The 12,460-nt window shown below is 69.2% G+C and carries 10 protein-coding genes; 3 read left to right on the top strand and 7 right to left on the bottom strand.

Annotated features, from left to right (window positions below; genetic code table 11):
• Nucleotides 1-217 precede the first annotated feature (217 nt).
• The 5 genes from QOZ99_RS09660 to QOZ99_RS09640 form a co-directional block, all read right to left on the bottom strand.
• A complete protein-coding gene (locus QOZ99_RS09660) occupies nucleotides 218-895 on the bottom strand; it encodes a hypothetical protein (RefSeq protein ID WP_306889765.1) in 678 nt (225 codons plus the stop codon).
• Nucleotides 896-1,033: 138 nt separating this feature from the next.
• Nucleotides 1,034-1,546: a signal peptidase II gene (gene lspA / locus QOZ99_RS09655; RefSeq protein ID WP_306889764.1), complete on the bottom strand. Its 513-nt coding sequence runs from the start codon at nucleotides 1,544-1,546 to the stop codon at nucleotides 1,034-1,036.
• A gap of 33 nt (nucleotides 1,547-1,579) precedes the next feature.
• Nucleotides 1,580-4,639, bottom strand: a complete 3,060-nt coding sequence (gene ileS / locus QOZ99_RS09650; protein WP_306889762.1) for an isoleucine--tRNA ligase — start codon at nucleotides 4,637-4,639, stop codon at nucleotides 1,580-1,582.
• A 266-nt stretch (nucleotides 4,640-4,905) separates the two neighbouring features.
• Nucleotides 4,906-5,856: a bifunctional riboflavin kinase/FAD synthetase gene (locus QOZ99_RS09645; RefSeq protein ID WP_306889761.1), complete on the bottom strand. Its 951-nt coding sequence runs from the start codon at nucleotides 5,854-5,856 to the stop codon at nucleotides 4,906-4,908.
• Between the two features lie 103 nt (nucleotides 5,857-5,959).
• Nucleotides 5,960-6,853 carry a TIGR01459 family HAD-type hydrolase gene (locus QOZ99_RS09640; RefSeq protein WP_306889760.1) on the bottom strand — a complete coding sequence of 298 codons (894 nt, stop codon included), beginning with the start codon at nucleotides 6,851-6,853 and terminating at the stop codon, nucleotides 5,960-5,962.
• Nucleotides 6,854-7,097: 244 nt separating this feature from the next.
• Between QOZ99_RS09640 and QOZ99_RS09635 the strand changes: the two genes are divergently transcribed.
• Nucleotides 7,098-7,730 carry a MarC family protein gene (locus QOZ99_RS09635; protein WP_306889759.1) on the top strand — a complete coding sequence of 211 codons (633 nt, stop codon included), beginning with the start codon at nucleotides 7,098-7,100 and terminating at the stop codon, nucleotides 7,728-7,730.
• A gap of 108 nt (nucleotides 7,731-7,838) precedes the next feature.
• Here QOZ99_RS09635 and QOZ99_RS09630 read toward each other — a convergent pair whose 3' ends face one another.
• Nucleotides 7,839-8,657 carry a Crp/Fnr family transcriptional regulator gene (locus QOZ99_RS09630; RefSeq protein WP_306889758.1) on the bottom strand — a complete coding sequence of 273 codons (819 nt, stop codon included), beginning with the start codon at nucleotides 8,655-8,657 and terminating at the stop codon, nucleotides 7,839-7,841.
• 235 nt (nucleotides 8,658-8,892) lie between these two features.
• Between QOZ99_RS09630 and QOZ99_RS09625 the strand changes: the two genes are divergently transcribed.
• Nucleotides 8,893-9,936, top strand: a complete 1,044-nt coding sequence (locus QOZ99_RS09625) for a sensor histidine kinase (RefSeq protein ID WP_306889757.1) — start codon at nucleotides 8,893-8,895, stop codon at nucleotides 9,934-9,936.
• A 170-nt stretch (nucleotides 9,937-10,106) separates the two neighbouring features.
• Complete coding sequence (locus tag QOZ99_RS09620; RefSeq protein ID WP_306889933.1) at nucleotides 10,107-11,444, top strand: dihydroorotase; 1,338 nt, start codon at nucleotides 10,107-10,109, stop codon at nucleotides 11,442-11,444.
• Nucleotides 11,445-11,580: 136 nt separating this feature from the next.
• On the opposite strand, the gene truA is transcribed toward QOZ99_RS09620, so the two are convergent.
• The gene (truA, locus tag QOZ99_RS09615; RefSeq protein ID WP_306889756.1) at nucleotides 11,581-12,330 is read right to left on the bottom strand and encodes a tRNA pseudouridine(38-40) synthase TruA; all 750 of its coding nucleotides are present in this window, start codon (nucleotides 12,328-12,330) and stop codon (nucleotides 11,581-11,583) included.
• Nucleotides 12,331-12,460 lie beyond the last annotated feature (130 nt).

The following is a 12,460-nucleotide window of genomic DNA, read 5'->3' as shown; positions in this document are numbered from 1 at the left end:
CCGTGTGAGTCGCCACCGGCGCGGGAGGCATCACCGGCGGCAGACGGCAGCGGCACGTGCGCCGCGCGTCGTCCCATGGCAGGCTGCCGCCCTGCGGCGGCCCATGCTTTGGGTGGGCCATGGCTTCGGGCGGGCCACGTTTGGGCGGGCCATACTTTGGCAAGCCATGGCCTTGCGGCCAGCTGCGATGGCAGTGTCGGAGCCGGCCAGCCGCGGGTCAGTTGCGAGTATTGTTCTTCTGCGAGCGGTCGAACCAGTCCGGCAACTGCCAGACGCTCTCCTCGGGACGCTCGGCAACCGTGCCATAGGCGGCGCTCGATGCCGGCGTCTGATAGCCGACCGGCGGGTCGGTCAGCGTCTGACGCTCCGGCTCGCCCGCGAAGGCGATCGGCTTCTCTTCCTTCTTGCTGCCCCAGCCGAGGAAGCCGAGGCCGCCGGTCGGCTTCAGCCAGTCCTGCCGCTGCGCATTGTTCTCGGCCACGAGGCCGGGCTTGGTGGTGATGTTGTTGGCGTTCGGATTGGTGCCGGTGGCAATCTCGGCCGGGGTGAGGGCGCGGGTCGCGTCACGGTCGTTGAAGCTGGTCGGCTTGCTGGCGACCTTCTGCGCATCGGCGCGCTTCTTGATGTCGTCGTCCTTCGGCCAGTTCGGGTTCTGGGTGATGGCGTCGGCCGCGCGCGGGGGCGGCAGCGTCTCGCCCGTGGGCGGCACCACCAGCGGCGCGCGCTCGCGATAATCGATATCCGGCGGCGGCGCGGCGACGAGGCCGAGATTGGTCAGCAACTGCTCGGTGAAATTGTCTTCCTGGGCGAAAGCAGGGCTCCCGTTGACCAGAACAGCCACGCAGAAGGCGCCGGAAAGCAGGGCGGCGCGCATTGTCAGAGGTTGTCTCGACATTCGGTCATCTCCTGCTTCTGCCGCGAAAGACCCGCTCGTCGGGAGTCGCGCGGGCACGGGCATGTAGAACACGGGGCCTATCGGGCACGGGCTCGCCCGCCTCCCATGACGCGCGTCCCGAAGCGTCAACTCTTCATGTCAGGACGGCAATTTTGCGGCGCCGCCCAGGAAAGAGTCATACAGAAGCAGTCCGACACCGGCAACAATCGCGACGTCGGAGAGATTGAACACGTACCAGTAGAAGCCGAAGGCGTGCAGCGACACAAAGTCGAACACCGCGCCATAGGCGAGGCGGTCGATGGCGTTGCCGAGCGCGCCGCCGATCAGCAGGCCGAGCGCCGCCGCCTCGATCCGGCGGTCGACCCGGGCGAGCCAGAACCAGAACAGCACCGCCGCCGCCAGTTTGAGCCCGCCCAGCACCCACCAGCCATCCGCCCCCTGCGAGAACAGGCCGTAGCTGATGCCCGTGTTCCAGGCCCGCACGAAATCGAGGACGGGCAGGATCCTCACGATCCCCGCGTCGCCGAAATCGACGCCGTGCAGAACGGCGAGCTTGGACGCCTGGTCGATCATCAGCGCGGCGAGCGCAAAGGCGCCGCCATAGAGCGAGAGCGGCCCGGTCAGACGTAGCCCGGCGAGGCGCAGCTTCATGCGGAGAACCTCACGGGGCGCGATGCGACGGTGTCATTCGGCGGCGCGCCGGGCATTGGCAAGCTCGCGCAGCGCCATGGCGTCGCGCGGCGTCACGTCGGGGAATTCCGGATCGCTGCCGACCAGCGGCGAGATCTTCCAGGAGCGGGCGCATTTCTCGCCCACCGCCTTGGCCGGCACCACCGCGACGCCCGGCACGTCCGGCAGGCGGAACGCCTCCTTCGGCCCGGCATCCGGCATCAGGTGCGCGTCGGAGGTTATGCATACCTCCGCCAGATCCACCGCGCTCACCGCCGCGAACAGGTTGGCGTCGCTGACATGGATGACCGGCGCGGCCTCCAGGCTGGAGCCGATGCGCTTGGCGGCGCGCTCCACTTCCAGCGCGCCGAGCACCACGCGGCGCACCAGCCGGATCTTGCGCCACTCGTCGGCGAGCGTCTCGTCGCGCCACTTGGCCGGCGTCTGCGGGAAGAGCTGGAGATGCACCGAATCCGTCTCGGAGGGGAAGCGGGCGAGCCAGGTCTCCTCGGCCGTGAAAGGCAGGATCGGCGCCAGCCACAGCACGAGGCGGTTGAACACCTCGTCCAGCACAGTCAGGCACGCCCGGCGCGTCACCGAGGAGATCGGGTCGCAATAGAGCGCGTCCTTGCGCACGTCGAAATAGAAGGCGGACAGCTCGGTCGTCATGAAGGAGGACAGCGCCGCGTGCACGCGCTTGAAGTCGAACGCGGCATAGGATTCGCGCACCTGCCGGTCGAGTTCATGCACCCGGTGCAGCACCATGCGCTCCAGCGCCGGCATGTCGGCATAGGCGACGCGCTCGGCCTCGCGGTAATGGTGCAGCGAGCCCAGCAGCCAGCGCAACGTGTTGCGCAGCTTGCGATAGGTCTCGACCGTGGTCTTGAGGATTTCCGGGCCGATGCGCAGATCGTCGGAATAGTCGGAGGCGCACACCCACAGGCGCAGGATGTCGGCGCCGGAGGACTTGATCACCTCCTGCGGGGCGACGACGTTGCCGACCGATTTCGACATCTTGCGGCCCTGCTCGTCGAGCACGAAGCCATGCGTCAGCACCACGTCATAGGGCGGGCGGGCGCGGGTGCCGCAGCTCTCCAAGAGCGAGGAGTGGAACCAGCCGCGATGCTGGTCCGAGCCTTCCAGATACATCACCCGGTCCGGCCCGCCCTGGAACGCGCGGTTCACCTTCAAATCCTCGCGCACTTCCAGCGTGAAGGCGTGGGTGGAGCCGCTGTCGAACCAGACGTCGAGAATGTCGTCGACCTTGTGCCATTCGTTCGAGCTGTGATCCGGGCCGAGGAAGCGCTGGGCGGCGCCGTCCTTGTACCAGGCATCCGCCCCCTCGGTGGCGAAGGCGTCGGCGATGCGCCGGTTGACCGCCTCGTCGCGCAGGATCTCGACATTGCCGTCGCCGGCGTCGCGCACGAACACGGCGATCGGCACGCCCCAGGCGCGCTGGCGCGACACCACCCAGTCCGGGCGGTTCTCGATCATGCCGGTGATGCGGTTCTGGCCGGAGGCCGGCACCCAGTCGACGCGCGCGATGCCGCCGAGCGCGCGCGCCCGCAGCGTGTCGCCGGACGTGGAGGAGCCGTCGCTCGCCGCGATGTCCTTGTCCATCGCGATGAACCATTGCGGCGTGTTGCGGAAGATGATCGGCGCCTTGGAGCGCCACGAGTGCGGGTACTGGTGCTTCAGCCGGCCGCGCGCCAGCAGCCGGTCGGCGGCGAGCAGCGCCTTGATGACAACCTCGTTGGCGTCGCCATCCCGGCCCTTGTCGTCCATCACCCGGTGGCCGGCGAACAGCGGCACATGGTCGTAATAGCGCCCGTCCGGGCCGACCGTGTGCGGCACGTCGCCGAGCTTCTCGGCGATGTAGAGATTGAAGTCGTCCGCGCCATGGCCGGGGGCGATGTGCACGAAGCCGGTGCCGGCATCGTCGGTCACGTAGTCGCCGGCCACCACGGGCACGGGGAAGTCGAAATAGCCGTCCGTGCCCGCCGCCCCGGCAAAGGGATGGGCGCAGACGAGATGGGTCGGGTCGACCTGCGTGTGGCGCTCATAGCCGGTGACGCGCGCGGCCTTGAACACGTCCGCCGCCAGCTTGTCGGCGAGGATGAAATGCTCGCCCACCTTGGCCCAATTATCGGCCGGCGCCTCCGTCACCTCGTAGACGGCATAGGTGACGTCCTTGGAGAAGGCGATGGCGCGGTTGCCGGGGATGGTCCACGGCGTGGTCGTCCAGATGACGATGGAGGCCCCCTCATAGGAGGGGAACAGGTGGATGTCGTCCGCCTCGCTGGCCGGCTTCAGCCCCTTGGGCAGGCCGCCGGCGGTCGCCGCGCTTTCGCGATAGCCGGTCACGGGGAACTTCACGAAGATCGTGGTCGACTGGTGGTCGTGATACTCCACCTCGGCCTCGGCCAGCGCGGTGCGCTCCACCACCGACCACATGACCGGCTTGGAGCCGCGATAGAGCAGGCCGTTGGTGGCGAACTTGATGATCTCGCGGGCGATCTGCGCCTCGGCGTCGAAGCTCATCGTGGCATAGGGGTGCGACCAGTCGCCCTCCACGCCGAGCCGCTTGAACTCCTCGCGCTGGATGTCGAGCCAGCTGGCGGCAAAGGCCCGGCATTCCTGACGGAACTCGACGACCGGCACCTCGTCCTTGTTCTTGCCCTTGGCGCGGTACTGTTCCTCGATCTTCCACTCGATCGGCAGGCCGTGGCAGTCCCAGCCCGGCACATAGTTGGAATCGTGGCCGAGCGCGCCCTGGCTGCGCACCACCACGTCCTTGAGGATCTTGTTCAGCGCGTGGCCGATATGGATGTTGCCATTGGCATAGGGCGGGCCGTCATGCAGCACGAAGCGCGGCCGGCCGGCGCCGAGAGCGCGCTGCTGGCCGTAGAGGTCGATGCGCTGCCAGCGGGCGAGCAGTTCCGGCTCGCGCTGGGGCAGGCCCGCGCGCATGGGGAAATCGGTCTGCGGCAGGAACAGTGTCGATGAATAATCGCGCGCCTTCGCCTCCTCGGCGGGCTCGTTCGCGGATCGACCATCGCTGTTGCGGCTCGTCATGACGGACTCCTTCACTCGCCGCACGGTTTAAGCGCAGCGGCAAGGCGGTGCAAGGGCGGGGATGGGGGCGGAGATGGTTGGCGCGGAAAGGCGGCTTGGCCGCTGCGCGGAGTTCTGCGCGGGGTCCCGGATCGGCGGCGCGCTTCGCGCACCTCGTCCGGCAAACAGAAATGGCCTCGTGTCCCGGACCCGCGACGCCGCAGGCGGAGCGCAGAGCCGGGACCCGGCGCGGGACCCGGCGCAAAGACTCTTCGGCCGAAACCCGACTACTCCAGCGCCGCCTTCGCCCGCGCGCTGTCAATGTCCATCTGCGCGATCAGCGCTGTGATGCTGTCGAACTTCAGCTCGGGGCGCAGATAGGCATGGAAGGCGACGGGCAGCACGCGGCCATAGAGGTCGCCGTGGAAGTCGAAGAGGAAGCTCTCCAGCCGCGGCGCGCCATCGTCGAAAGTCGGGCGCCGGCCGAAGCTCGCGACGCCCTTGTGGCGCACGCCGTCCACCTCGACCGTGACCGCATAGATGCCGTGGGCGAGGCGGATCGCCGGATCGAGCCGCATGTTGGCGGTGGGATAGCCGAGTTCGCGCCCGCGCTTGTCGCCGTGGATCACCTCGGCCTCGATCTCCCACGGGCTGCCGAGCATGTCGGCGGCCTGTTCGACCCGGCCCTGCGCCAGTGCCGCGCGGATGGCGCTGGAGGAAATCTGCGCCCCCTCATCCAGCAGCGGCGCGACGATCTCGACCGGGAAGCCGTGGCGGTGGCCGGCCTCGCGCAGGAAACTCGGCGAGCCGCCGCGCCCCTTGCCGAAATGGAAATCATAGCCGGCGACCACCATGGAGACGCCGAGCCGGCCGAGCAGGATCTCGCTGACGAAGGTCTCGGCATCGAGGCCGGCGAGCCCGGCGTCGAAGGTCAGCACCACGGCGCCGTCGAGCCCGGTCTGCGCCAGGCGCTTCAGTTTCATCGGCGGCGGGGTGAGGCGGAACATCGGCTCGTCCGGCCGGAAGAAGGCGCGCGGATGCGGCTCGAAGGTCAGCGCCAGCGCCGGCCGCCCGAAGGAGCGGGCCTGGTCGATCGCGGTGCCGATCACCGCGCGATGGCCGCGATGCACGCCATCGAAATTGCCGATGGCGACGACCGGCCGGGCCAGGGCGGCGGGCAATCCCGCAGGATCCTGGAAGATGGGGAAATCATGCGGGCGGGCGGCAGCGTGGGTCATGTCCGGACACGGCACGAGGGGACGGGCGCGCCGCCTTAGTGGCGCTGCCGGGCGTCGGCGTCAATGCGGCTGCGCACGGACCATGCCCTGACGACGGACCGCCTTACCAGGCGAGGCGGGTGGTGACGGCCGCCGGCTGGCCGGGCCCGTCGGCTAGCAGGCGCGCCAGCGCCTTCGGGTCCACTTCGGCGCCGTGTTCCAGCCCGAGTTCGCCTGCATGGATGCCGGCGGCGACGAACAGGCAGTCGATGCCCACGCCGAGCGCGCCGGCGAGATCCGTGCGCAGCGCATCGCCGATGGCGACCACCCGGCCGGCCGGCGTCTCGGCCCCGCGCAGCTCGCGCGCGGTGGCCAGCGCCGTCTCGTAGATCGGCCGGTGCGGCTTGCCGCAGAACACCACGTCGCCGCCCAGGGCCGCATAGGCCTCGGCCAGCGCGCCGGCGCACCAGATGAGATCGCCGCCGCGCTCCACCACGATGTCCGGGTTGGCGCAGATGAAGGGAAGGTTGCGCGCCCGCGCGGCTTTCAGCCGGTCGGCATAGTCTTCCGGTGTCTCGACCGTGTCGTCGAACAGGCCGGTGCAGACGATCAACTCGGCCTCGTCCAGCCCGGCGAAGGTCAGGTCGAGCCCGTCATAGATGCCGAGGTCGCGCTCGGGGCCCAGATGCCAGAACCGTGCGCCGGCATGTCGCGCGAGCAGCCGATTCGTCACCATGCCGGAGGTGACGATCGTGTCATAGGCGGCGCGCGGCACGCCGAACCCGTCGAGGATCTTCGCCACCCCGTCGCGCGGGCGCGGCGCGTTGGAGACCAGAATCACCGTGGCGCCGGCCGCCCGGGCGCGGATGAGCGCGTCGGACGCGGCGGCAGCGGCGACCACGCCGTTGTGAAGCACGCCCCATACGTCGCACAGCACAACGTCGTAGCGCGGGGCGAGCGCGGCGAAGGAGGTGATGACGGGTGGCAGGATTCCGGGCGGAACGGTGTCTGTTTGCATGCCCCGCGCATGCCACGGCGCGGGCGGCGGCACAAGGCCCGCCGCGGCGCAGGAGCCATGCACGCGTTTCATCCCACGCGTTTCATCCCACGCGTTTCATCCCGTGCGTTTCATCCCGCGCGCTTCATACATGCTTCCGGGCGGTGCCCCGGGTGGGTTCCCCGCAGCGCCCCGTCCCTGCTACGAGGAACGAGGGGCCGCGAAGCTGCGCGCGCCCACCCGCCCCGGAGGAGACTTCAGCGCCATGGATGTCGCCTTCGCGGCCAAGGTGTTCGCCGCCCTGTTCGCCATCATGAACCCGATCGCCAACCTGCCGATCTTCCTGTCCTTCACCTCGGGCATGAAGGAGGCCGAGCAGCGCCGCACCGCGATTCTGGTCAGCCTGACGGTGGCGGTCGGCTGCCTGGTATCCGTGCTCGCGGGCAATGCCATTCTCGGCTTCTTCGGCCTCGACGTGGATCATTTCCGCCTCGCGGGCGGGCTCATCGTGCTGCTGATCGCGCTCTCCATGCTGCACGGCGAGGACAGCGCCACCCATGGCGGGTCGAGCGCGGAGAAAGCAACCTTCAACAATGCGAGCAACGTGGCGTTCTATCCGCTCGCCATCCCGATGCTGCTGGGGCCGGGCACGATCTCGGCGCTGATCGTCTATGCCCATACCGCCGAGCGGACCGAGCAGTTCCTCGCGCTCGGCCTCGGGCTCGTCGCCTTCCTGCTGCTGCTGGCCGCCACGCTTATTGCCGCGCCCCTCATCGGCCGGGTGGTCTCGCCCACCGTGATGAGCGTGACCAAGCGGCTCATGGGCATGGTGCTGGCCGCCATCGCCATGGAAATGCTGGTGGCGAGCCTGCGCGCGCTGTTTCCGGGGCTGGTGTGACGCAGCCAGGGCGTTTTCCAGCGAAATGGGTTCCGGTTCGCGTGAAGAAAACGCGTCAAACCAGGAACCTGGAGCATTTCCGGTGAACCGCAATTCACGGGCAATGCTTCAGGGCCGGAAGGCCGGCCCATGGGTGATGACCGGCCCGTCCGATACCTCGTTGCCGGTGGGATAGACGCCGCCCAGCACGTCGTCGAAATGCCGGCGCACCACGTCGTGGCAGCCGCAGCTCATCGCCTTGAGACGTTCCGGATCGCGCACCGTCAGCCGCCCGCGCCCGGGCTCCACCGCGCCGGAGCGGCGCAGGTGCTGCAGCACGCGGCTGACATAGGAACGCCCCACCGCCAGCATCGAGGCAAGCTGGTCCTGGGTCAGGCGCACGCTGTCCTCGCCGGTGCGGTCGAGCGCGGCGAGCAGCCATTTGGCCGCGCGCTGCTCGATCGAGTGCGCGCCGTTGCAGGCGACCGACTGGAACACCTGCGCCAGCAGGCAGTCGGCATAGCGGGCGAACAGGTTGGCGAGCGGCGGCGAGGTCTGTTTGGCGCGTTCGAGGTCGGCGACGTCGAGCCGCAGCAGCGGGCCGCCGATCTGCACCACGGCGCGGGCATAGGCGGGCAGCCGCCCGTGCGAGACGATGCCGCCGACGGCCCCCTCGCGGCCGATCGAGGTGATCTCGACCAGGCGTCCGTCCTCCATCATCACCATGAAGGAGACGAGGGTCTGGCCGCAGGGAAAATACACCGAGCGCACGTCGTCGCCCGGCTCATACAGCACCGTGCCGGCGGCGCGGTCGATGCGCCGCAGCTGGTGGCGGATCAGCAGGAAATCGGCCGCGCGCAGGGCGCCGATGAGGTTGTTGCCGCCCGAGGAGGCTTCGGCGGCATTGGCCACCGGCTCCGAAAGCGATCCCGTGCTGGCGTGCGTCATGAGGTTCTCCCCAGGGCTTCCCGAGCCAGAACGCACGACGCGGCGCTTTGTTCACTCCTGCACAGAAGCGGCGTGACGATCGCGATAAGAGTCTGCCATTATTCGCAAGGCCGATCCGGCCTAGCGGATGCGGTGGGGCGCTTGAGGGGTCTAGCAATGAGACGGACCGGCGTCCGCGGGACCATCCCGCTCGCGACGGCCCTGCCGGCGGCGGATAACGCGGCGGCGTGGCATAATGTCTGAAAACGCTGCGGCGGCGGCAGCCAATCCGGCGTTTTTCTGGCGGCTGGTGGAGTTCGCGCGCCCGCTGCGCCGGCATCGCTGGCTGCCGGATGCGTTCGGCGTGGCCATGTTCGCGGCAGCGCTCGCGCTGCGATTCGCGGTGGACGCGGTCCTGCCGCCGGGCTTCCCGTTCCTCACCTTCTTTCCCGTGGTGATTCTCACCACTTTCTTCTGCGGGCTGCGGCCGGGCATCACCTGCGCCACGCTCTCCACCATCGCCTCCTGGTATTTCTTCATCGGCCCGGCCACCGGCATGGAGATGACCGGCCAGGCGATGATGGCGCTCGCCTTCTTCATCAGCATCGCCAGCATCGACATCATCCTGATCCACTTCACCTTCAGCGCCGCCGACAAGCTGCGCGCGGAAAAGGAGACCACCGCCCGGCTCTATGAGAGCCAGCGCACCATGTTTCAGGAGTTGCAGCACCGCGTGGCGAACAACATGCAGTTCGTCGCCGCGCTGCTCCTGTTGCAGAAGCGCCGGGTCGCCGACGATCCGGGCCAGGCGGTGGCGGCACTCGACGAGGCGCGGGCGCGGCTCGATACTATCGCCCGCATCCACCGCCAGCTGCACGCGCCGGAGCGGCTGGACCTGCCGACCGGGCAATATCTGCGCGAACTGTGCTGCGATCTGGTCGCCGCCTCCGGCGTCGAGAACATACGCTGCGAGGTGACGACGCCCGATCTGCCGCTGAGCGTCACCCAGCTCACCACATTGTCCATGCTGGTGGCCGAGGTCGTCACCAATTCGCTCAAACATGCCTTCGCCGACGGGCGGGCGGGCAGCATCCGCATCCTGGTCGTGCCGCGCGGGCCGGACCGCTATGAAGTCTCCATCGCCGATGACGGGCGCGGCCTGCCGGCGCAGCTGGATCTCGCCGCCAGCCAGGGGCTGGGCTGGCGCATCATCCAGAGCCTTGCCAGCCAGCTCGGCGGCACGCTCGACTATGGCAGCGCCGGCGGCACCACGGTGCGGGTCGAGTTCGCGATCGCCTGACGTGATCGCCTGAATCACGCCGGCCCGCCGCCGCCAGTACCTCCCGCTCCATCCGCGCCCGTGTATCCGGACCGCGCGCGTGTATCCGGACTCTTGTATCCGGACTCTTGCATCCGGCCGGACAGGGCGCGTAGGAGAGGCGCGTGAGAGGGCCCACCGGCGAGGACGGCATGACTGAAACCTTCGATCTCCTGCTCAAGGGCGGCACGCTGGTCAATCACGACGGCATCGGCGCGCGCGACGTGGGCATACGCGGCGGGCGCATCGCCGGCCTCGGCTCCTTCGATGCCGGCCAGGCCGGCGAGACCCTCGATTGCACGGGCCTGCATCTGCTGCCGGGCGTCATCGACACGCAGGTGCATTTCCGCGAGCCGGGGCTGGAGCACAAGGAAGACCTCGAATCCGGTTCGCGCGCCGCGGTCATGGGCGGCGTGACGGCGGTGTTCGAAATGCCCAACACCAACCCGCTCACCACCTCGGGCGACGCGCTGGCCGACAAGATCGCCCGCGCGAGCGGCCGCATGCATTGCGACTTCGCCTTCTTCGTCGGCGGCACGCATGACAATGTGAAGGACCTGCCGGAACTGGAAAGGCTGCCGGGCTCTGCCGGCATCAAGGTGTTCATCGGCTCCTCCACCGGCTCGCTGCTGGTGGCCGACGATCCGGGCGTGCGCGCCATCCTGAAGGTCATCCACCGCCGCGCCGCCTTCCACTGCGAGGACGAGCCGCGCCTCGCGGAGCGCCGGGGCCTGCGGGTGCCGGGCGATGCCGCGTCCCATCCCGTCTGGCGCGACGAGATCGCCGCGCTCACCGCCACCATGCGCCTCGTCAACCTCGCCCGCGAGGAGGGCAAGCGCGTGCACGTGCTGCACGTCACGTCGCAGGAGGAGATCGAGTATCTGCGCGCCCAGAAGGATGTCGCCACCGTCGAGGTGACGCCGCACCACCTCACCATGGATGCGAGCTGGTACGCCCGGCTGGGTTCGCTGGTGCAGATGAACCCGCCGGTGCGCGAGGCCCGGCACAAGGCGGCGCTGTGGCGCGGCCTCGCCGAGGGCGTGGTCGACGTGCTCGGCTCCGATCACGCGCCGCACACGCTGGAGGAGAAGGCCAAGCCCTATCCCGACAGCCCCTCGGGCATGACCGGCGTGCAGACCTTGGTGCCGATGATGCTCGACCATGTGAATGCCGGCCGTCTCACGCTGGAGCGTTTCGTCGACCTGTCCTCGGCCGGCCCCGCCCGCATCTTCGACATCGCCACCAAGGGCCGCATCGCCGTCGGCTTTGATGCCGATTTCACCATTGTCGACCTCAAGCGCCGCGAGATCATCCGCAATGGCTGGATCGCCTCCAAGCCCGGCTGGACGCCCTATGACGGGGTCGAGGTCACCGGCTGGCCGGTCGGCACGCTCGTTCGCGGCAACAAGGTGATGTGGGAAGGCGAGCTGACCACCCCGTCGCAGGGCGCGCCGGTGCGATTCCTGGAGGCGCTGAAGCCTCTGCCGTGATGCGCGAAGTACCGTCGCCTTGACCTCTCCCGAGGGCGAGAGGGAGCCGCGCGGCGGCGGGTGAGGGGGCCTTCCCGAGCCGACGGCACAGGCCCCTCACCCCAGCCCTCTCCCGTGGGGAGAGGGGGCGAGGTGCTCAATACCTCACCTCCGCCAGATACAGCCCGGCCGAGGGCGCCATCGGGCCGCAGCGCGTGCGATCCTTCGCTTCCAGCGCGGCGCTGACATCGTCCGGGGTCCAGGCGCCCTCGCCGACCTTCAGCAGCGTGCCGACCATGGAACGCACCTGATGGTGCAGGAAGGACCGCGCCGCCGCATGCACGCGGATTTCATGGCCGAAATCCTGCGCCACCGTCTCCACCTCCAGCCGGTCGAGCGTCTTTACCGGCGAGGCGGCCTGGCAGCCGATGGCGCGGAAGGTGGTGAAGTCGTGCCTTCCGACCAGCCGCGCCGCGCCCTGCGCCATCGCCGCGGCGTCGAGCGGGCGCAGCACCCGCCACGCCCGATCGCGCTCCAGCGCGAGATCGGCCCGGCGGATGAGGATGCGGTAGACATAGCGCCGCCCCGTGGCGGAGAAACGGGCGTGGAAATCGTCCGCCACCCTTTCGGCGGCCAGCACGGCGATGGGATGGGGGCGCAGATGCGCGTTCAGCGCGTCGCGTACCGTGTCGGGCCGCCAGTCCCGGCTCAGCTCGACATGGGCGACCTGGCCGGTGGCGTGCACCCCGGCATCGGTGCGTCCGGCGCCGTGCACGGTCACGTCCTCGCCGGTGAAGCGCGTCACCGCCCCCGCCAGCGTGCCCTGCACGCTCGCGCCCGCCTTCTGGATCTGCCAGCCGACAAAGGGGGTGCCGTCATATTCGATGGTGAGCTTGTAGCGGGGCATGGTGCTCTGTAGCGCCGCGACGGCGCGGCGTCATCTATTGCCGAGGCCGTCATCCCGGTCGAGCGCAGCGAGAGCCGGGATCGCTCTCCATTCTGCTTACGATCCCGGATCGGCCTGCGGCCGTCCGGGA

The sequence above is a fragment of the Ancylobacter amanitiformis genome, from assembly GCF_030814815.1.
GTDB lineage: Bacteria > Pseudomonadota > Alphaproteobacteria > Rhizobiales > Xanthobacteraceae > Ancylobacter > Ancylobacter amanitiformis.
This window is presented reverse-complemented; position numbering and strand designations above follow the sequence as displayed.